The organism is Collinsella aerofaciens, from assembly GCF_005845035.1.
GTDB lineage: Bacteria > Actinomycetota > Coriobacteriia > Coriobacteriales > Coriobacteriaceae > Collinsella > Collinsella aerofaciens_I.
Genome location: NZ_SPFO01000021.1, coordinates 13,529 through 34,916, shown reverse-complemented (window position 1 = coordinate 34,916; position 21,388 = coordinate 13,529). Strand labels below are relative to the sequence as shown.

15 protein-coding genes and 1 tRNA gene are annotated in these 21,388 nt (G+C 58.8%); 12 read left to right on the top strand and 4 right to left on the bottom strand.

The features are described 5' to 3' along the window. Positions 1 to 232 precede the first annotated feature (232 nt). The 8 genes from acpS to FGQ67_RS08665 all read left to right on the top strand — a co-directional run bounded on the left by acpS (position 233) and on the right by FGQ67_RS08665 (position 11,833). The gene (gene acpS, locus FGQ67_RS08700; RefSeq protein WP_006235843.1) at positions 233 to 772 is read left to right on the top strand and encodes a holo-ACP synthase; all 540 of its coding nucleotides are present in this window, start codon (positions 233 to 235) and stop codon (positions 770 to 772) included. Next, positions 773 to 2,389, top strand: a complete 1,617-nt coding sequence (locus tag FGQ67_RS08695) for an NAD(P)H-hydrate dehydratase (protein ID WP_082222952.1) — start codon at positions 773 to 775, stop codon at positions 2,387 to 2,389. Between the two features lie 2 nt (positions 2,390 to 2,391). Next, positions 2,392 to 3,537 (top strand): alanine racemase, encoded by a 1,146-nt coding sequence (gene alr, locus FGQ67_RS08690; RefSeq protein ID WP_138341409.1) that lies wholly within the window; start codon positions 2,392 to 2,394, stop codon positions 3,535 to 3,537. 8 nt (positions 3,538 to 3,545) lie between these two features. Further along, on the top strand, positions 3,546 to 4,166 hold the full coding sequence (locus tag FGQ67_RS08685; protein ID WP_006235848.1) for a uracil-DNA glycosylase: 621 nt from the start codon (positions 3,546 to 3,548) through the stop codon (positions 4,164 to 4,166). 12 nt (positions 4,167 to 4,178) lie between these two features. After that, complete coding sequence (tsaE, locus tag FGQ67_RS08680) at positions 4,179 to 4,685, top strand: tRNA (adenosine(37)-N6)-threonylcarbamoyltransferase complex ATPase subunit type 1 TsaE (protein WP_006235849.1); 507 nt, start codon at positions 4,179 to 4,181, stop codon at positions 4,683 to 4,685. Next, positions 4,672 to 7,056, top strand: a complete 2,385-nt coding sequence (gene tsaD / locus FGQ67_RS08675) for a tRNA (adenosine(37)-N6)-threonylcarbamoyltransferase complex transferase subunit TsaD (protein ID WP_138341407.1) — start codon at positions 4,672 to 4,674, stop codon at positions 7,054 to 7,056. The genes tsaE and tsaD overlap by 14 nt, the downstream gene beginning before the upstream one ends. Before the next feature lie 523 nt (positions 7,057 to 7,579). Beyond that, entirely contained in the window at positions 7,580 to 9,469 is a 1,890-nt protein-coding gene (locus FGQ67_RS08670) for a carbon starvation CstA family protein (RefSeq protein WP_138341405.1), read from the top strand. Positions 9,470 to 9,652: 183 nt separating this feature from the next. Next, positions 9,653 to 11,833, top strand: a complete 2,181-nt coding sequence (locus tag FGQ67_RS08665) for a hypothetical protein (protein ID WP_138341403.1) — start codon at positions 9,653 to 9,655, stop codon at positions 11,831 to 11,833. 452 nt (positions 11,834 to 12,285) lie between these two features. Here FGQ67_RS08665 and FGQ67_RS08660 read toward each other — a convergent pair. The 4 genes from FGQ67_RS08660 to FGQ67_RS10125 all read right to left on the bottom strand — a co-directional run bounded on the left by FGQ67_RS08660 (position 12,286) and on the right by FGQ67_RS10125 (position 17,032). Then, positions 12,286 to 12,360: transfer RNA gene (locus FGQ67_RS08660), tRNA-Gln, on the bottom strand. 38 nt (positions 12,361 to 12,398) lie between these two features. Next, positions 12,399 to 13,304 carry a peptidoglycan-binding domain-containing protein gene (locus FGQ67_RS08655; protein ID WP_171025280.1) on the bottom strand — a complete coding sequence of 302 codons (906 nt, stop codon included), beginning with the start codon at positions 13,302 to 13,304 and terminating at the stop codon, positions 12,399 to 12,401. A gap of 138 nt (positions 13,305 to 13,442) precedes the next feature. After that, complete coding sequence (locus tag FGQ67_RS08650) at positions 13,443 to 14,456, bottom strand: polyprenyl synthetase family protein (RefSeq protein WP_138341401.1); 1,014 nt, start codon at positions 14,454 to 14,456, stop codon at positions 13,443 to 13,445. Between the two features lie 125 nt (positions 14,457 to 14,581). After that, positions 14,582 to 17,032 carry a PTS transporter subunit EIIC gene (locus tag FGQ67_RS10125; RefSeq protein WP_171025278.1) on the bottom strand — a complete coding sequence of 817 codons (2,451 nt, stop codon included), beginning with the start codon at positions 17,030 to 17,032 and terminating at the stop codon, positions 14,582 to 14,584. A gap of 224 nt (positions 17,033 to 17,256) precedes the next feature. On the opposite strand from FGQ67_RS10125, the gene FGQ67_RS08640 reads away from it, so the two are divergent. The 4 genes from FGQ67_RS08640 to FGQ67_RS08625 all read left to right on the top strand — a co-directional run bounded on the left by FGQ67_RS08640 (position 17,257) and on the right by FGQ67_RS08625 (position 21,380). After that, complete coding sequence (locus FGQ67_RS08640) at positions 17,257 to 17,976, top strand: GntR family transcriptional regulator (RefSeq protein ID WP_138341399.1); 720 nt, start codon at positions 17,257 to 17,259, stop codon at positions 17,974 to 17,976. A 306-nt stretch (positions 17,977 to 18,282) separates the two neighbouring features. After that, positions 18,283 to 19,599: an ABC transporter substrate-binding protein gene (locus FGQ67_RS08635; protein WP_138341397.1), complete on the top strand. Its 1,317-nt coding sequence runs from the start codon at positions 18,283 to 18,285 to the stop codon at positions 19,597 to 19,599. Positions 19,600 to 19,686: 87 nt separating this feature from the next. Continuing rightward, a complete protein-coding gene (locus tag FGQ67_RS08630; RefSeq protein WP_055285610.1) occupies positions 19,687 to 20,541 on the top strand; it encodes a carbohydrate ABC transporter permease in 855 nt (284 codons plus the stop codon). After that, entirely contained in the window at positions 20,541 to 21,380 is an 840-nt protein-coding gene (locus FGQ67_RS08625) for a carbohydrate ABC transporter permease (protein WP_138341395.1), read from the top strand. Before FGQ67_RS08630 ends, FGQ67_RS08625 begins: the two co-directional genes overlap by 1 nt. Positions 21,381 to 21,388: the final 8 nt, after the last annotated feature.

Sequence of the window (21,388 nt, the reverse complement as noted above, 5' to 3'; positions counted from 1 at the left end):
CCATCGCGCCGAGAGTACTGCGGGGTCAGCCCGTGGGAGGCCAGGGCGCCGCTGACCGGTGGACGGCACCGAGCCGTACGCTTGAACTGAGAAGGGGGAGGCCTCGCGGCCTCCCCTTTTTTTGCGTTTACGGGCTTTTGTCTCACATAGTAGCTGTGTTTTATAACCCTCGTTTGTCGCATCTTCTGTGAACGGGCTACAATAACTTAGTCTGTGCGATATGGAGGTGAACATGGCTGAAGCTGGTATCGGCGTTGATATCGTCGAGATTTCCCGTATGAAATCAATTCTTGAAAAGACGCCGTCGTTTGCTCGGCGTGTGTTTACCGAAGAAGAGCGTGCGTATTGTGATGCATCATCGCGTCCCGCTGCTCACTATGCCAGCCGCTTTGCTTCGCGCGAGGCGGTACTTAAAGCTCTCGGCACGGGTTTTAGTCAAGGCGTTGGTCGCAAGGATGTTTCGGTTACGCGTGATAAACTCGGCAAACCGAAGGCGCTGCTTTCGGGCCGTGCTCTCGAGATCGCTCAAGAGCTGGGTGTTGTTGAGGTCGCTCTTTCCATTACGCTTACAGGAGACTTAGCCGTTGCGAATGCCATCGCGATTACCGAAGATGCTCGGCCTAAGCCAAAAGAGGAAAAGGTGAGTACCAAGAAACGCGTAGCGCAGACATTTAAAGAGGCTCGCTCTGTTTTAGATGAGCTTGAGCAGCTGCAGAATTCAGCATTGACGGAGCACCTGGGCGATGCTTCGCAAGATACGCTAGGAGCATAGATGAAACCGGTTTTGAGTACCGAAGAAGTCGTTCGTCTCGAGGATATCATCGAACGCGAAGGGACTTCGAAGGCCGAGCTTATGGAGCTAGCAGGTGAGTTTGCCGCCAACGAGGTCTTGAAGCTCAATCCCGATCGGGTTCTCGTTCTGGTCGGTTTTGGTAATAATGGCGGCGACGGTTGGGTTGCCGCCGATATTCTGAGCCATAAGGGTGTGGACGTCGATATCGTTTCTCCGGTTGAGCCGGATGAGATTCCTGCTGCTCTGGCACGTCATGTTGCTCGTCGTACTGCCGGCCGCGATGTGCACGTTTGCGTCGGCCCCTCGCGTGACGAACTCGAGGTTTTGATCGATAAGGCCGATGTTGTTGTCGATGCCATTTTTGGTACCGGTTTTCACGGGAATCTGCGTGCGCCGTTCTCCATCTGGATTCCTACGGTCAATGAATGCGCCGATTGTGTCGTATCCATTGATGTCCCCTCGGGCCTGAATGCCGAGACGGGCGTTGTTGATGACGACTGCATTCGTGCCGAGCATACGGTGACGATGATTGCGCCCAAGATTGGTCTGTATAGCGCTGATGGCCCTGAGTATGCTGGTGATTTGATCTGCGGCAATCTTTACGACCGTCTTGACGAGGTCATCGATGATGTCGACCACGCCGCCGAGATTGTCGAGCCCGGTGACTTAGTTGATTACTTTGCTCCACTACCTACGAATATCGATAAGTATTCCCGTGGCTCTGTGCTTATTGTCGCCGGATCTGCGCAATATCCTGGTGCTGCCATTATGGCGGCCAAGTCTGCAGCTCGCGCGGGTGCTGGTTACGTGGCAGTCGCGGCTCCTGACGCCTGCGCCAATCTTATTCGCATGGCACTTCCTTCGATTCCCGTCTTTGCTATTCCGTCTGATTCCCGCGGCTCCTTTGGCGCCGCTGCGCGCATGACTGTGTGCGAGATTGCAAAGAAGTACAGCTGTGTACTGTGCGGTCCCGGTATGACGACATCTGCCGGCGCTATGCAGGTGGTTTCGGGCTTGCTCGAGCTTGATGTGCCGCTTATTTTGGACGCCGATGCACTCAACTGCCTTGCTAAGATTGCCATTGACGGCATTGATAGTAATCCCGAGATGTATCGTCGCGAGCAGCCGTTGGTTATGACGCCGCACTATCGTGAGCTTTCGCGTCTGGTTGCCGGTGACGAGGTGAACGACCTTGGTACCGCGATTGCGGCCGCGCAGAAGGTTGTCTGGGCTGCAGGCTCCGACAATCTGGTGGTCATTGCCAAGGGGCCGACGACGGCTATCTGTGGCGTTGAGCGTGTGCTGCTGCCGCTCTCGGGTCCGGCTTCTCTGGCAACTGCCGGTTCGGGTGATGTTCTCGCGGGTATTTTGGCCGGCACGCTTGCCACCATGCGCGACGAGATGGATCGTTGGGAGTTGCTGTATTCGTACGCCGTCGCACTTCACAGCTACGCCGGTTTTGCCGCGGCGACGGAGTATGGTGAGAAGAGCGTCATCGCGACCGATCTTATCGACTTGATCGGTCCTGCCATGGAACTGGCGGCAAAGGATGCGCTCGAAGATCTGGGAATCATGGATGAAGGGTCGGATGACTAATCATGAATAAAGCCGATTTGACGCGCTGGTCCTGGGTCGAGATCGACCGCGGGGCGCTCCGTCGCAACACGAGGGCCTATAAGAACTTGCTGAATCCACGTCAGCGCCTGTGCTGCGTGGTCAAGGCCGATGCTTATGGTCATGGAGCTGTTGAGTGCGCCAAGATCATGTATTCGGCCGGTGCCGACATGTTTGCCGTGGCGACGGTTAACGAGGGCGTTGAGCTCCGACAGGGCGGGATTACGAAACCCATCCTCATCCTAAGCGAGCCGCCTATCGAGGCCATTCCGACGTTGCTCGAGTTTGATATCATGCCCTCGGTCTATACGTCTGACTTTGCTCTTGCGTATGGCGAATGCGCCGTCGCGGCGGGCAAGGTGGGCAAGTATCATCTCGCCATCGAGACGGGCATGAACCGCATCGGCGTACATTACACGCAGGTGCTCGACTTTGTCCGCGGCATCAGTTTCCATCGCGGTATTCAGTGCGACGGCGTATTTACGCACTTCGCCACGGCCGATGAACCTTCGGGCTGGGACTACAAGCTGCAGTGTCAGCGCTTTACCGAGGCCGTTCAGGCCATTAAAGATGCGGGTTTTGAGTGCGGTATCGTGCACTGCGCCAATACGCCGTCCTCGATGCTCGACCCCTCGATGCATTTTGATATGATTCGCGCCGGCGTTGGCTTGTATGGCATGCAGCCGTGCGAGCTGAGTGGCCGCGTGATGCAGCTCGATCCCGTTATGAGCGTCCATGCGCGCGTGACGCGCGTGGCACACCCTGCGATGGGTGAGGGCGTGGGCTACGGTTTTACCTACCGCGTACCGCGTACGCGCGTTCAGATCTGCACGCTGCCGATCGGTTATGCCGACGGCCTATCGCGTACGCTTTCCAATCGTATGGATGTGCTGTATCGCGGCGAGCGCGTGCATCAGGTTGGCAATATCTGCATGGACCAGTTTATGGTCGCCATTCAGTCCAACCCGGCGCATGAGATTCCCGAGGCCGAGTATGGTGACGAGATGATCATTGTCGGCCGCGATGGCGATGCCGAGATCACTATGGACGAGATGGCCCGACTGCGCGGCACGATTAACTACGAGGTCGCCTGCGGCTTTGGCATGCGTCTCGACAAGGTCTACGTGTAGGAGCCGCTATGGGCGTCATGCACATCCCCGGCCATACCCATCAGGCACCACGTGAGGTCGCACTCGAGGAAATTGAGGCCGTTCTGGGCGATTGTCACCTCTGCCAGCTCTACCAGTCGCGTCACAATATCGTGTTTGGCGTGGGAAACCCCCGCGCTCGCGTGATGTTTATTGGTGAGGCGCCGGGCCGCAATGAGGATTTGCAGGGCGAGCCCTTTGTGGGGGCGGCAGGCGAGGACCTCAACGGCATTTTGTCGCTGGCGGGGCTCAAACGCGAAGACGTCTACATTGCCAACGTGCTTAAGTGCCGCCCGCCGGGAAACCGCAATCCGCGTCCCGAGGAAGTGCTGGCTTGCTCGCCGTTTTTGCGTGAGCAGATTCGAAGCATCTGGCCTGATATTATCGTGACGCTCGGCAACCCCGCGACGCACTTTGTGCTTAAGACCGAGATTGGCATTACTAAGTTGCGCGGCAGGTTCCACCAGATGGGGCATTTTGTAGTAATGCCCACGTTCCATCCGGCAGCAGCGCTGCGCAATCCGGCGTGGCAGGAGCTGCTGGAGGAAGACTTTAAGATGCTGGGCGATTATCTGGAGCGACATCCCGCACCAGAGGACGCCTCGGAATAATAAGGAGCATATATGTCCCTGGAGCGCCTGGGGGTAGGTACTTACAAAACGACTTGCGCTGCCGATACGGAGTACTTTGGCGAGCTAATTGCACCGTGCCTTGAGGACGGCGATGTGCTCATCCTGACCGGTGGCCTGGGAGTGGGCAAAACTCACTTTACCAAGGGCGTCTCGCGCGGGCTGGGCGATGGGCATATGGTTACGAGCCCTACGTTTGCGCTCATGGCCGTTCACGATCAAGGTCGTATTCCGCTGTTTCACTTTGATCTATACCGCCTGGAGCATGCCTACGAGCTCGAGGATACGGGCATTTTCGATGTGCTGGGCTATGAGGGTGCTTGCCTGCTGGAATGGGGCGAACAATTCCAGGACGAGCTGACGGATGAGTATCTTTCGGTGACGCTCAAGCGTGATGAGGGCGACAGCGATGTGCGAACGATAACGCTTGAGGCGCACGGTGACCGCGCAATGGAGCTTTCCCATTTGATTGATAAGGCTGTACAAGATGAGCTTGCATAACGACAACGCGCTGGTGGTGGCGCTCGATACCTCGACCGACATGCTTGCCTGCGCGGCAAGCTGGATTGATGGGCAGACGGGCGAGACGAAGCTCGTGAGTGGCGACCACATGTGTCGCCGTCACGCCAACGTTGAGCTCGTGAATACCGTTGATGGCGTGCTGGCTCAAGCCGGTCTGGATCGCAGCGATGTTGGTTGCTATGTGGTCGGCCGCGGCCCGGGGTCCTTTACGGGTGTGCGCATCGGCATCTCCACTGCCAAGGGCCTCGCGCGTGGTGCCAATGTTCCGCTGCTGGGCGTGTCGACGCTCGACGCTTGCGCTTGGACGGCGTGGAAGGCTGGCGTGCGCGGCAAGCTTGGTATCTTGGCCGATGCTATGCGCGGTGAGGTATATCCGGCGCTGTATATGCTGGTCGATGAGGGCCCCGAGCGTCAATTTGAGCGCGAACACGTGGTCAAGGCCGCCGTGGCGCTCGATGAGTGGCGCCAAGCAGCGGACTGGGACCAGGTTCAGCTGACCGGTGACGGTCTCGTGCGCTATGGCAAGCTGCTGGGTGAGGACGAGACCGCCCGCTGCGTGGAGCGCGACCTGTGGTGGCCTTCGGGCGAGGGCTTGCTGCTCGCGCACGCTGCGGGTGACGGCGATCCGGCCCGCGTCCTGCCGATTTACACGCGCCTTTCGGATGCCGAGGAAAACGAGCGCAAGCGTCTTGGTCTTGCCGAGAGTGCGCAGAGCGGAATTACGGGCGTTGCCGATGAGCTCGCCGGTCGTCATCTGCAGTTCCGTCCCATGGGCGCGGCGGATGCCGAGGGCGCGAGCGCGCTGGAGGCTGCCTGCTTTGAAGGTGCCGGACACGAGGCGTGGACGCCGGGCATGTTCCTGTCCGAACTGGGCGAGGACGTCGCTGCGCCGCGTAGTTGGTGGGTGGCACACGACGACGGCAAGCTACTGGGCCTTGCCGGCGGTATGGTCGTGGACGGTGATGTGCAGATTCTGGATGTCGCCGTCGACCCGGCACATCGCCGTGAGGGCATTGCCCGCAAGCTGCTGTCGCATGTGAGCTATGATGCCCAGATGCTCGGCTGCACCACGGCTTCGCTCGAGGTCGAGGACGGCAACGAGGGAGCGATTGCGCTCTATAACGCTCTGGGCTTTACCGAGGCTGGCCGTCGCCGCGGCTACTATGGTGCCGGCAAGGACGCCATCGTCATGACGGCCCCGCTGCCCCTGGTGCTTCCGGTCGACAATGCTTCGCCCGAGCCGACGGCGGCAGAGCAGCGCGTGTGGCCGCTGCCTGCGCCTGGGCGCTCCGAGGGGGAGCGTGCCGAAATTGAGCGCCGCCGCCTAGTGCTCGCTATCGAGAGCTCCTGCGACGAGACGGCCGTGGCGATTATCGATGCGGATGGCAATATGCTGGCCAACCAGGTGTCGACGCAGATTGATTTTCACGCCCGCTTTGGCGGCGTGGTGCCCGAGATCGCCTCGCGCAAACACGTCGAGGTGATTGTGAGTGTCGTGGATGCGGCGCTCGAGGATGCCGCAGCATCGCTTGGTCTTGAGGATGGAGCCATTGCCCCCAGCGAGCTTGCCGCCGTGGGCGTGACACAGGGTCCGGGCCTGGTGGGCGCGCTCGTGGTTGGCGTCGCCTTCGCCAAGGGCTTTGCCTACGCTGCTGGCAAGCCGCTCGTGTGCGTCAACCATCTTGAGGGTCATCTGTTTGCCAACTTGCTGGCGCAGCCCGACCTCAAGCCGCCATTCATCTTCACGCTTGTCTCGGGCGGGCACACCATGCTCGTGCACGTGAAGGCGTGGGGCGACTACGAGGTGCTCGGTGAGACACTCGACGATGCTGTGGGCGAGGCCTTCGACAAGGTAGCCAAGGCGTTGGGTCTGGGCTATCCCGGTGGCCCCATCATCTCCAAGCTGGCCGAGACGGGCAATCCCCGCGCGATCGATTTCCCCCGTGCGCTTAACAGCAGGGGAGACTATCGTTTCTCGCTTTCGGGTCTTAAAACGGCCGTGACGCTCTACATTGAACAGGAGACCAAGGCCGGGCGCACGATTCACCTGCCCGATCTGGCAGCTTCGTTTGAGGCAGCTGTCTTTGACGTGCAGTACAAGAAGGCCAAAAACGCACTGCACGCTACCGGATGCAAGGAATACTGCATCGGTGGCGGCGTCTCGGCCAACCCGCATCTGCGCGAGATGATGATCAAGAAGCTTGGACGCCAGGGGATTCGCGTAACGGTGCCGCCCTTGTCTGCCTGTACCGATAACGCAGCCATGATCGCGGAGGTCGCTCGCCGTAAATTCGACCGAGGTGAAATCTCGCCGTTCGACGTCGACGCCGATCCAAACATGACGCTGTAGCTGGTACGGCGCGGTCCCCGGACGGAGGGGCCGGATATAAGGTTTCCTGCTCTACAGTCCTGCGCAAGACGAAGGCCACATTAAGTGGCCTTCTTTGCGTGCGGAACTCGCGATAAAGTTCATATGCGCCGCCCGGCTCCCGCGGCTCTCAGGGGCATCTCTCATGCAAAAACTGTCGTGGGGTAAAGTCCGAGGTCAGTGGCGTTTTATACCGAGAAATCCAAAAAAGTTGAAAATTCATTACAAATTTGCGTTGACTTTAGGTAACTAAAGTTTCATACTCCTTTTCAACCACTGGGGGATGTGAACACGCACGGATCGTTCACATCATGATTGAAGAGGATTTCTTAGACATGTTCACGCATCAGCTAAACATTATCAGCGTAGTAATTATCTGATGCGGGTTAGCACATACAGCTAGCCCGTACGATAACGGGCGGCTGATGAAGATGAGGGCCGTCGAGCGCAACCGACGGCCCTCATTTTTTATGTCTAGGAAGTTCTTTTTAGAGGAGGAAATGTAATGAACGGAGTTTTGCTCATGGTTGTGGCCGCGGCGGTGCTCGCCTGCGGCTATCTGGGCTATGGCCGATGGCTGGCCAACAAGTGGGGCGTTGACAAAGAGGCCCTCACGCCGGCCAAGCGCATGAAGGACGGCAACAGCTTCTCGCCCGTCTCCGCCTTCACCGCGTTCTCGCACCAGTTCAGCTCGATCTGCGGTGCTGGCCCTGTTACGGGTACGATCGTCGCCATGGCCTTTGGCTGGCTGCCCGTCGTGCTCTGGGTCCTCGTCGGCGGCATCTTCTTTGGTGCCGTCCATGACTTTGGTGCCCTGTACGCCTCGATGAAGAACAACGGCAAGTCGCTCGCTCAGCTCATCGAAAAGTACATCGGCAAGACCGGCCGTCGCCTGTTCCTGCTGTTCTGCTGGCTGTTCTGCATCATCGTCATCGCCGCCTTCACCGACATGGTCTGCAAGACGTTCATGTTCACCCCGACCGTTGACGCTTCTGGTGCTGCTACCGGTGCCATCGACTTCACCAAGTCCTATGCCGCCGGATGCGCTGGTACCATCTCCATCCTGTTCACCTTCGTCGCTATCGCCTTTGGTTGGGCCCAGAAGAAGTTCAACCTCACCGGCGCTGCCGAGTTCGTCACCGGCGTTGTCCTCATGGTTCTCATGTTCGCCGTCGGCATGCAGTTCCCGGTCTACTTGGATAAGTTCCAGTGGTTCGCCGTCGTCATGGTCTATCTGGTCTTCGCTGGCGCTATGCCCATCCAGATGCTCAAGACCCCGCGTGACTACCTCACTTCCATCATGATGATCGTCATGATCGTCTGCGCTGTCCTCGGCATCGTCGTCCTGGGCGTCAACGGTCAGGCCACTATCACCGCTCCGGTCTTCACCGGCTTCTCCACTGCCTCCGGCATGATGTTCCCGGTCCTGTTCGTCTCCGTCGCTTGCGGTGCTCTCTCCGGTTTCCACAGCCTCGTTTCTTCCGGCACCTCTTCTAAGCAGGTCGAGAAGGAGCAGGACGCCGTCAAGGTCGGTTACGGCGCCATGATCGTCGAGTCCTTCGTCGGCATCCTTGCCATCATCGTCGCCGGCATCATGTTCTCCGACATGAACACCGCCGGTACCGGCGCCCTCAACGCCGGTGTCGCTTCCACCCCGTTCCAGATCTTCGCCGCTGGCATCTCCCGCGGTATGCAGGCCTTCGGTGTTGACGGCACGCTCGCTACTGTCTTTATGACCATGAACGTCTCCGCTCTGGCCCTGACCTCGCTCGACGCCGTCGCCCGCATCGCCCGCACTTCGTTCTCCGAGTTCTTTGCCCAGACCAACGATGCCCTGGCCATCGAGTCCAAGGCCGGCTACATGAAGGTCCTCGGCAACCCCTGGTTCGCCACGGTCGTTACCCTGCTTCCCGGTCTCGCCCTCGCTTTTGGTGGCTATGCCAACATCTGGCCGCTCTTTGGTGCTTCCAACCAGCTGCTCGGCGGCATGACCATGATCACCCTCGCCGTGTTCTGTAAGTGCACCGGCCGCAAGGGCTGGATGCTCTACGTGCCCGTCGCCTTCCTGCTCTGCTGCACCTTCACCTCGCTGGTCCAGAGCGCCATGGGCTGCATGACCGCCGTCCAGGCCTACGGTTTCTTCGGTACCATCCCGGCTACCGCCACCACGGCCGCCGTCTCCGTCGCCGCCACCAAGGGCCTGCAGCTCGTCTTTGCCGTCCTGCTGATGGTCCTGGGCCTCATCGTTGCCGTCAACTGCCTCAAGGAGTTCTTCGGCAAGGAGGCCGGTTCCATGCCCGACGAGGAGCCCGAGTGGTCCGAGATGGGCAAGGCCGAGTATGGTCGCGCTGCTGCCGCTGAGGCTCCTGCCGACGCCGAGGCCGCCCAGGCTTAATCGATCGGACGGATTGAATCCTCCATCTCTATGACTCGGAAAGACCGGGTCCGCAGAACGCGGGCCCGGTCTTTTTTCTTGTGAAGACGGGCGATGCCAGGGGTGTTCTCGCAGATGTTTTGCGTGGACGGGCGCGCGCGTTGTACCATATGGACGTATATGTGTGCATATGAAAGGGGCCCCGTGGCCAAGACGGTATATTCCGATAATCAGAACAATGTCGATGCCCTGGCCGAGCGTCTGAGCAGTCAGACATCGCTTTCTGCCGAGCGGGCGAAGCTCGTCGCCTACGACCTGCTCTGCCGCAAGGCACTCAAGATTAAGTCGAGCGCCCTGGCGCAAATCTTCCGCTCCGTGGATAAGGAGTGCGATACCAAGGCGATGCGCGATGAGCTTATCGCGGCAAATATCGTGACAAAGATCGAGGGTAGCGGCATTAACGGGCGCCCGGCGTTCTATACCATCAATGCCGAGATCAGCGATGTCCAGGAACAACCTACCGAGTCCGTCGAAGACTTTGTCGTCGAGGATTCTGCTGACGTGCCTGCTGTGGAAGAAGTTGCTCCGCGCGAGCATGTCGATACCGATGAGTTGCTCGATGAGAACGTCGTGCGTGCCTTTACGGCCAAGGCAGGACGCGGCGGTTTTGGTGGGGGTGGCAAGCGCGATGCGCAGCGCCGCGCCCAGCAGGAGCGCTTCCGTCGCGCCGTTGCTCAAAAGGGTGAGACGGATGCTGAGACCGTCGAGGAAAAGTCCGTCGGGATGCAGGAGCCGACTCGCACTCAAGAGCATGCTGAGATCCAGGAGCCCAAGCGTCGCCGCGGTGCCCACTTTAAGGCCGAGCAGCGAGGTATTGCATGCGAGGTCCAGGATTCCGTCGAGGCTGCTGACGCGTCCGGTGAACCGGTCAAGAAGGCTCCGGGTTCATGCCGTCCCGGACGTGGTTTTGCGGGGCGCGCGTATCCCGTAAGGCATCAGGAGAAGAGCGAGCCAGCTTCGACCACTCAGGACGAGAAGGCCGAGAAGGCCGTTGAGCCGGCGGCTCGCGAACAGAAGCCTGCTGAGCCGCAGCTTGAGGTTGATGCCGAGGCCAAGGGCCAGCAGCCTACTGATGAGCAGGCGGAGCAGGGCGCGTCGAGCAAGCCTCGCCGCCGTCGCCATCGTGGGGGCCGCAGTTCCCATGCCGAGACTGCAGCCGAGAAGATCGCGCCGCAGGACGAGGATGCGAAGGTCGAGGTTTCTTCGGGGCAGCCTAAGCGCCAGCCGGCGAAGGAGAGCAAGTCCGATCGTCCGCAGAAGCAGGCGCCTATGCCGAAGCGCGAGCGCAATTCCCAAGGCGATTCTAAGCGCAAGTCTCAGAAGAAGCCGGAGTCTGCCGCAGCAGATACTGCTGCCCGGCAGCCCGAGTCGGCCGCCCACGGCGAGGTCTCGGCGTTTGCTCTTGCCCGCGTTTTAGGCAGGCAGCTGCTCAAAGTTGTCCCTACGTCTATGGCGCTCTCTAAGATCAAAGAGCAGCAGACACAGATCGTAAAGGTCGAGGGCAAGGACGGCAAAAAGGCTCCGCAGCGCACTCAGCACAACGAGATGTCCAACCGCAAGATTGCCGAGGAAATCGCAATCATCCAGGCTTGGATCGAGCAGAACCGAGGTGCCGATACGCCGGTTGCCTCGCGCCGCCAGCGTGCCTACCAGATCTTTAACGACGAGAAGGCTTTTGACGGCAAGCACGGTGAGCGCTTGATCAGGCGTATGACCGAAAAGGGCATCAGCATGCAGGCGATCAAGGTCGCCCCCAATCGCCCCGTGCACTTTACGGGCTTCTTTACGCTGGGAGCCGACAAGCCGTTCATTATGGTCGAGAACCTGGACACCTACGACGAGATCGTCAAGCTGCTGCGTGGCCGCAAGCACGCCAAGCTCTTTGGCATCAAGGTGGGCGGCGTGATTTTTGGCGGCGGATGCAAGGCGAGCGTCTCGCATGCCCTGGACGATTATCTGGCCGAGATTGGCTATCGCTTTAACTACGTCTACTACGTGGGCGATATCGATCGCGAGGGCGCGCGCATCGTCGAGCAGGCTCGCAATGCCAATGTGGTTGAGATTCGCCTGCATGCCGGCATGTACCGCGCCATGCTCGCCGAGCATAAGCGTCGCGTGAAGGCCGGCGGCGAGTGCGAGCCCGCGGCTGCCAACCAGGGCGTGCCGCAGAACCTGGCAGCGACGATCAAGGATCTGCCCATGGTTACGCGCGTGCAGTTCCGCAACGTGCTGCGCGAGGGCGGGCGCATTCCGCAGGAGATTCTGATGACCGCAGACTATCGGGATGGCGACTCGGGAAGCTTCGACCGCATGCTGAACAACTAGGGACGCGTGGCCCCGGCGGGCCGGGCATTAAGTTTGCTGCTCTACAGTCCTGCGCAAGACGAAGGCCACATTAAGTGGCCTTCTTTGCGTGCGGAACTCGCGACAAACTTAATGCCCGGCCCGCCGGGGCCACGCGGCACTTTGTTGATGACGGCTCGCTTTTCGGAACTGGGCTGATTTTTTCTACTTGGTTGTTGCAGAAGCCGGCACTTGGGGACGTTCCTTTAGTGCCGGCACTTTAGGAACGTCCCCAAGTGCCGGCTTGTGGGGCGGAGGGATTCCGCGTCCGCCTTTTCGGCGGCCGCGCCCCGCTGTGTCGCTTCGCTCCTTGCGTGCTGCGCTGGAAAACGCTTCGCGTTTCCTCAGCTCCGCACCCTGGCGGGTTCGAATCCCTCCGCTTGCCCACAAGAAAGCGCCCCGGGCTGATGAAAGTCCAGGGCGCTCAGTTACCTTGGCTGGGACGGAGGGATTCGAACCCCCAACAGCCGGCACCAAAAACCGGAGTTCTACCGTTGAACTACGTCCCAATGTGTGGTGTTGCCCAAAAGCAACTCGTTTAGTTTACCTAATCTGCGAGGGCATCGCAAACGCCATCGAGCAGGCGTACGGCGAGTGTCTGCGCGTCGCTGGCCGTGAAGGTGCCGTTGTAGCGCGTCATGCCCGTGAGCTCAATGCGAATGCGAGCCGGCTTCTGCTGCGCGGCGACATTGGCAGTGCGGATGCGCTGGGCCAGGTTGTGGCACTCGGCGAGGGCAATCGTGGCGCGCGGTGCGGCGTCGGCGGGCAGCTCGTCGCTTGCGATCTCGAGCACCAGGTCTACGTCGGTTGGGACCTCGGAGTCGCAGAGCATCATGCCGCTGTTGTCGGTCGTTGCCGTGGCGATATTCCACATGCGCGACGCAACGCTGCGTGCGATGGGGTCCTCGCCGATAACGGCGATCTGGAAGCGCTCGAGCACGTTGGCGGCGCGAGCAAAACCGATACGGGACTCGGCTTCGGTGACCGAGGGCTTGCCCTCCCACACATGGTGCAGGCGGTTGATGTAGGCGTAGGTGTCCTGGAAGGCCATGCCGTCGGCAAACAGGCCGACATTTTCCTGGAACTGCTGCAGGGCGGCTTCGGTATGCGGGCCAAAGTAGCCGTCGTCTTCGCCACAGGCAAAGCCCAAAACGTTGAGAGCGCGCTGCAGGGCCTGCACATCGGCGCCATGGAAATTGGGCATGCGCAGATAGAGGGTGCGGTCGCCCAGCTTATACGAAGCGTCTACAAGGGCGCTCCAGCAGGGGATATCGACGGCATGACCGGTAGCAAGGCCGCTGTCGAGCCTGAAGGTGCTGACGGCCTGCTCAGTGGTGGCTCCAAAGTACTTGTCGGTGACTTCGGCGGCATCAATCGTGTAGCCGAGCTGCAGGAGACGAGACTGCACGTCCTCGACGGCTGCTCCTTGCATGCCCGTTGTAATAGGTTCCATGAACGAACCCCTTTCGGCGTACCATTCGTACTATTTGAGCGTCTGTCGGATAGACAACGCAAAGGGATGCATAAACATGCACTCAACAGTGTAGCAAGTTGTGCCTAAATACGCTGCTGACAGGTTTTATAACCCCCGTTAGTTAAGGCGCTCCACAAAGAAATCTGCCATGGAGAGGAACAGCTCGCGTGCGTGCGGATCAAGCTCAACGTTCTCGATGGCCGCTTTGGCCTTAGCGGTCAGGTCGAGCGCGTAAGTGTGGGCGTAATCGATGGAGCCGGTTTCCTGGAAGATCTCCACGGCGCGTGCGAGCTGCGCGGGATCATCGGTGCCCGAGGAAAGAATCGCCTCGACCTCGTCGTGGTGGCGCTCATCAGAGAGGGCGTGTACGGCGACAAGCGTGCGCTTGCCCTCGGTGATGTCGGTGCGGAAGTCCTTGTTGGCGGCTTCCTTAGTGCCGACAAGGTTGAGCAGGTCGTCCTGAATCTGAAAGGCAAGGCCCGTGTGCAGGCCAAAGGCGCGCAGCGCCTCGATTTGCTCATCGCTGCCGCCGCCGATAATGGCTCCGGCGGCAAGCGGCGTCGCTCCGCTGTAAAACGCGGTCTTGTGCGTCGCCATGTCCAGGTAGTCATCAACCGAGATATCAAAGCGCCCGTCACGGACCCAACCCAGGTCGAGTGCTTGACCCTCGATGGTGCGGACGATCATCTCGGTAAGCTCGTGGAGCACGCGCAGCTTCACGTCGGACTCAAGCGTAGGGTCGTCGAGAACCGTCTTGGTGACCATGGTGAGCGCCAGGTCGCCACAATTGATGGCAAGCCCCGTGCCCTCGGTAAGGTGCATGCAGGGCTTGCCTCGACGAAGCTGTCCGTTGTCGGCGATGTCGTCGTGGATCAGCGCGCCCGACTGGAAATGCTCGATGGCTGTCGCGGCGCTGCGGGCGCTCTCAAAGCTGCCGCCCACTGCGGTTGCGGCGAGCATACAGATAAGCGGGCGGTGGCGCTTGCCGGCGTTGGCCGTAAAAGCCGAGAGCGGCGCGTACAGGTAGCGCTCGATATCGGCAGAGGTCGCCTGTCCGTCAAAGAACGTGGCCAGATAGTCGTTGATCTGGTCAAAGTGCTGGGCTAAAAAGCTGGTAAACGGACTGGACACGGGTTCTCGCATTCTTTCTTGGGTTACATCGTTGCGGTGTGCAGATACCATATTGCCACATTGGAGTTGCCGGCGCGTCTGTTTTGGCGATTTGGGGAAACGGGACGCGTGCGCGTGCCGGCTGCTTATATAAGCCTAAAGTGCTCGAGCGCCTTGACGACGCCATCTTTGTCGACCGAGTCGGTGATGTAGTCGGCGCGCTTTTTGAGATAGTCCGGCGCGTTGCCCATGGCGATACCGACATCGACGGCGTTCATCAGCGAGACGTCATTGCTGGCGTCGCCGATGCCGTATACGGTTCCATGGTGGGGATCGAGGGCGTCGAGTACAGACTGGATGCCCCCGCGCTTCGTGCATTCGCGGGGTGAGATTTCGGTTACCTCGAGTTCGAGCTCGTTAAAGCACAACAGCGGCTCAAGTGCCTTATCTTGAGCGATGTGGTTGGCGAGCGATGTAGACATCAAGATCTTGTAGGCACTGTAATGTTGCAGCTGCGTGACTGCGTCGCCCAGGGTGCGCGCGTATCCGGGAGCATCGGGCGCATCGGCACTCATGCGCACGACGCCGTTGAGGCCCTCAAAGCGGATGACTTCGCCCGACTGCTCAAGATAGGGGGCAAGACGCTGCAGCATACTGGGCGTCATCGACAGATCACGAATTGCGTGTCCGTTGATCTCGGCGTAACCGCCCGCAAGACAGACGATGCCGGTCCAGGGCAGCTCAAGAAGTTTGGGGTGGATGCAACTGAGGGTGCGCCCTGTGCAGATAAAGGCCATGTTGCCGTTTGCAACGAAATCGCGGATTGCCTGCGAAACCGCCTCGTTGGGATAGGGGGAGAGGTCCCGCTCGTCTTCGGGAAGGTCTTGGGCGAGCCTGGGGTCTTGCCAGGCGAGCGTTCCGTCGATATCGAAGAAGCAAATATCGCCGCGCTTATGGGCTGCGCTGGCGGCAGGGGAGGCCGAGGTGGTGGGCACAAATCCCGGCTCGAGGCCCATGATCTGGTCAAAATGCTCTTTAACGCGGGGAACGGAGATGCCGATAATCACCTGGGCGGTCTTGCCCGTAATGATGAGGCCCTTGGCGCCCACCGCGACAAACGACGCGTTATCTGCAACGATGGAAGGGTCTGCGACCTCGACGCGCAGGCGCGTGGCGCAGTTGGTTGCGCCCACGATATTGCCAACGCCACCTAAAAGCTGAATTACCCGCTCAGCGAGGACGTGATCTTGATCGGATCGACTATTGACCTCGTCATTGGGAGATTGCTCTTTGGCAAAGTCGCTTCCCGTTAAACAATCGATTGCCGCGCGATTGGCGACATGATTCTCGCGGCCCGGCGTCTTAAGGTCATAGACCAAGATGAGTGCTCGAAAACTAACAAAAAAGATGAGGCTAAAGGCAAGGCCGATACCGAGCGCCAAAAGATAGGCACCGGCATGCGTGCGCATGAGCGGAATAAAGTTGAAGGCTGCCATCTCCATGAGGCCGCCCGAGAAGATGCCGACGATGCCAAAGAGATTCATGGCTGTGGCAAGGCAAGACGATAAGACGGCGTAGAGCAAAAAGAGCCCGGGGTGGGTGAACATAAAGAGAAACTCGAGTGGCTCGGTAACGCCGCAAACCACCGAGGCGATGATGGCGGGAGCAAGGATGACCCTGAGGCCGGCGCGGCGCTCGGGTTTTGCGGTGGAGTAGAACGCAGCTGCGATGGCAGGAAGGCCAAAGACTTTGACCCAGCCGGTGGCGGTAAAACCGGCCCACGGCGCAAGCTCATTAAGGGGGCGCGTGCTATGGGAGAGGATGGGGAGCAAACTGCTCCACGTGGCGTAGATGCCGTCGTTAATGACCAGGTTGTCGTAGTAGATCGGCATGTAGAGCAGGTGGTGCAGGCCAAAGGGCTCGAGTGCTCGTTCTAAAAAGACAAAGATGCCCACGCCAAAGGGACCGACGCCTGCAAGCGCGTGACGCAGCGTATCGGTTACATCGTATACGTAGGGCACGATGGCGGCCGAGATGGCGGCAAGGGCAAACACGGCAAAAAAGCTGATGAGGTAGACCAGCGAGGAGCCCGAGAAGGTGCCGAGCCAATCGGGAATCTTGGCATCGTAGAAGCGGTCATGGATGGTGACGACGGTTGCCGATACCGCCAGCGGGCCGATAATGCCGGTGTCGAGCGTCTTGATGCCGTCGATGACGGTGATACCGCTGGCGGTGGTCAAAGATGACGGGTACTCAAGTCCAAGGTTGTCTCCGCTCAGCTTAATGATCTCGCTCAAAAAGAAGCAGTAGGCAAAATAGGCGACGAGAGCCTCGAGGCAGCAACGAGCCGGTTGTTTTTGGGCAAGACCGATGGGCAGCGCTACGGCAAAAAGGAGCGGGAGGCGTTTAAAGACCGTCCACGAGCCGCGCTGGATGATGGTCCAAAAAACGTACCAAGGGGTTCCGTATACGGCGAGATCGCCGACGATGTCCGCAGTCGTTGCGAGAGCGGAGACGCCGACCATGAGGCCTGATATAGAAAACAGCATGGCGGGCGCGAACATTGCCCCGCCAAAGCGTTGGATTTTTTGCAGCATAATATGCCTTTCGGATGCAACATGCTGTGCGAGCAAGAACGTTTAAACAATGAACTCATTGTAGAGGACTGGCTGCTTGCCGCATTGACGGTTTTGATTCGGTCCGATTTAAGTTTCGGGGGAACCGTCGACGGTAAATAATCCGTGCTTTACCGATAATCGGTTTAAACAACCCAAAGAAATGCTATCGTGCCTAGCCATACATATTCATTAGAGGTGAAACAATGCCAAAAGCGATATACGAAGGAATCTACCGAGAAATACGCTCGCGCATCATTAATGGGACCTATGCGTTTCAGGAGATGCTGCCAACCGAAGCCGAGCTGACCGCGGAGTTCGGATGCACTCGCAATACCGTCCGTCGCGCCTTGAGTATGCTGGCCGACGGGATGTTTGTGCAGCCCATACACGGCAAGGGCGTGCGCGTTATTTGGCTTAAGGGCGAAACCGACATGTTGGGCGCACTCGAAGAGGTTGAGTCGTTTGGCGAGTTTGCAAAGCGCAACAATGCCGTTGCATCGACGGACGTTAAGTCTTTTGAACATCTGGTCTGCACCGAGCAACTCTCTCGTCACCTGGGCTTTAAGGTGGGCGAGGAGTTGATTCGCGTGGTGCGCGTCCGTAGCCTTAACGGTAGCGCTCGCCAGGTGGACCACGGCTATTTTCTGGAGTCGATCGCCAAAGGCCTGACGCCCGAGATCGCTGCAAAGTCAATTTACGACTATCTGGAGCACAAACGCGGCGTCAAAGTGATGGCGAGTCGCCGTACGGTGAGCGTCGAGCTTGCCAACGATGAGGACTGCAGCTATCTTGACCTTGGCAAATACAACTGCGTTGCCGTCATGGAGAGCCAGTCGTACACCTCGGACGGCATCTTGTTCGAGGTCACGCATGCCCGCACGCATCCCGAGATCTTCCACTACCGCGTCAACTCCAAGCGATAGCCGGCTAGCTCGCAGCCTGACGAGACTCATGCCCTCAAAGAGAAAACGCCCGGTCAAACCGACGATGCATCGGCTTGACCGGGCGTTTTCTCTGCATTCGATAACAAATAATTGTTTATACAAAACTTGTCAAGTATCAAGTTGAAATTACCGTTCACTGATGTTTTTCTACCGCTCTAGTAATACTTGTTCAAACAACTAGCAAAATAGCGTATTGTACAAATCAGCAAAAGGGGCAAAGTCCCCGAGCCAATCTCCGAAGGCGGCGGCAAAGGGTGCCGCCACGGTGTGAAAGGGTGGATTGTAATGAAGAACGAAATGAGCAGAAGGCAGTTCCTGGGCTTCGCTGGTTCCGCGGCTGCGGTTCTGGGCCTTGGTCTTGTAGGCTGCGGCGGCTCCGCCGGCTCCGGCTCCTCTGCTTCTGGTGACGCTGCCGAGGTCTATTTCCTCCAATTCAAGCCCGAGGTCGACAAGGAGTGGAAGGAGATCGCCAAGGCCTATAAGAAGGAGAAGGGCGTCGAGGTCAAGATCGTGACCGCTGCCTCCAACACCTACGAGGAGAAGCTCAAGTCCGAGATGTCCAAGAGCTCCGCTCCGACCCTGTTCCAGGTCAACGGCCCCACCGGTCTTAAGAACTGGAAGGATTACTGCGCCGACCTGTCCGATACCAAGCTCCGCGGTGAGCTCATTGACGACTCCCTGGCTCTGCAGTCCGATGGCAAGGATCTGGGTATCGACTGGGTCCAGGAGAGCTACGGCATCATCTACAACAAGCAGCTGCTCGAGAAGGCTGGCTACAAGGCCGAGGACATCAACTCCTTCGACAAGCTGAAGGCTTGTGCCGACGACATCCAGGCCCGCAAGGACGAGCTTGGTGTTGAGGGTGCCTTTACTTCTGCCGGCATGGATGACTCCTCCAGCTGGCGCTACACCACCCACCTCGCCAACCTCCCGCTCTACTACGAGTTCGAGAAGGAGCACAACCAGGAGGACGACGAGATCAAGGGCGAGTATCTCGACAACTTCAAGCAGATTTTCGACCTGTACATCACCGACTCCACCTGCGATCCTTCGCAGCTTGCCTCCAAGACCGGCGACGACGCCACCAACGAGTTCGCAACCGGCAAGGCCGTCTTCTACCAGAACGGTTCTTGGGCCTACGCTGACCTCACCAAGGCCGGCATGACCGACGATCAGATTGGCATGATGCCCATCTACATCGGTGTCGACGGCGAGGAGAACCAGGGCCTGTGCTCCGGCGGCGAGAACTACTGGTGCGTTAGCTCCCAGGCTTCCGAGGATGCCCAGAAGGCCACCGAGGACTTCATGTATTGGTGCGTCACTTCTGACACCGCCACCAGCATCATCGCTGACAAGATGGGTCTGACTGCCCCGTTCAAGAGCGCTAAGGAGACCACCAACGTCTTCTCGCAGCAGGCCGTTGCCATGGCCAAGGACGGCAAGAAGACCGTCGCTTGGGACTTCGTTTACATCCCCTCCGAGGAGTGGAAGAAGAACCTCAAGCAGGCTCTGATTGCCTATGCTGCCGACAACAGCAAGTGGGACGGCGTCAAGAACGCCTTCGTCGATGGCTGGAAGACCGAGAAGGCTGCTTCCGAGTAAGCAGTTGCTGCCCAAGCTATCTGATTAGCGACAGGGGGCGGGCAGACGTTGGTTTGCCCGCCCCCTGCATATTGAAAGGACCCTTCTATGGGCAAAGCACTCAAGCGCTGGTGGCCGCTCTTTATGCTGCCCACGTGTCTGGCGTTTATGATCGGGTTCGTGATCCCCTTTATCCAGGGTTTCTATCTCTCGTTCTGCCAGTTTATTACCATCAACAACACGCACTTTGTCGGTATCGAGAACTACGTGCGCGCACTGTCCGATCCGCAGTTTGCCACGTCGTTCTTCTTTACCGTGGCGTTTGCCTTCCTGTCGACGGTGCTCATCAACGTAATCGCCCTCGCCATCGCGCAGGCGCTCACCCGCAAAGCGCTCAAGGGCACCAACATCTTCCGTACGATCTTCTTTATGCCTAACCTGATCGGCGGCATCGTGCTGGGCTACATCTGGCAGATTCTGATCAACTGCCTGCTCTCCAACGTGGGCGCCCAGCTCATCGCCCTTAACTCTGCTGCTGGCTTCTGGGGCCTTATCATCCTGACCCTGTGGCAGCAGGTCGGCTACATGATGATCATCTACATCGCTGGTCTGCAGTCCATTCCGTCCGACTACATCGAGGCCGCCAAGGTCGACGGTGCCACGGCATGGCAGACGTTTTGGAAGGTTAAGATCCCTAACCTGATGCCGACCATCACCATCTGCCTGTTCCTGTCCATCACCAACGGCTTTAAGCTGTTCGACCAGAACCTCGCCCTTACCGGCGGCGCCCCCGCGCACTCCACCGAGATGCTCGCCCTGAACATCTACAACACGTTCTATTCGCGTGCCGGTATCGCATGGCAGGGCATCGGTCAGGCCAAGGCGGTTATCTTCTGCATCCTGGTCGTAGCCATCTCCATGATTCAGCTTAAGGCCACGAGGTCCAAGGAGGTGCAGCAGTAATGAAACGCGATAAGGTTATCAACCGCGCGCTCTCGATTTTCTTTACGATTCTGTCGCTCGCATGGATCTACCCCGTGTTCATGATTGCGCTCAATTCCTTTAAGAAAGCGACCGCAATCAGCACCACCACGGCATTCGATCTGCTCACGCCCGAGACGTTCAACGGCCTCGCAAACTACATGCACGCTCTGAACGAGCAGGGCTTTGCCTCGGCATTTATGTACTCGCTCATCATCACGGTCACGTCGGTCGTGCTGATCTTGGTGTGCTGCTCCATGTGCGCTTGGTACGTGGTTCGTGTCAACAGCAAGATCTCGAACTTCTTCTATTACCTGTTCGTGTTCTCGATGGTTGTACCGTTCCAGATGCTCATGTTCACGCTGTCCAATTTGGCGGACCGCATCGGCTTCAACACGCCGTTCAACATCTGCTTTATCTATCTGGGCTTTGGCGCGGGCCTGGCGGTCTTTATGTTCGCCGGCTTTGTAAAGAACATCCCGCTCGAGATCGAGGAAGCGGCCATGATTGACGGCTGCAACCCGGTCCAGGTGTTCTTTAAGATTGTCCTCCCCATCATGAAGCCCACCTATCTTTCGGTCGGCATCCTCGAGACCATGTGGGTCTGGAACGACTATCTGCTGCCCTACCTCACCCTCGACTCCACCAAGTACAAGACCATTCCTATCTTGATCCAGTACTTCCGCGGCGGCTACGGCCACGTCGAACTCGGCCCCATGATGGCCTGCATCATGATGGTCGTTGTCCCTATCGTCGTCATGTACATCCTCTGCCAGAAGTACATCATCGACGGCGTGGTGGCAGGTGCCGTCAAGGGCTGATGCCGTAA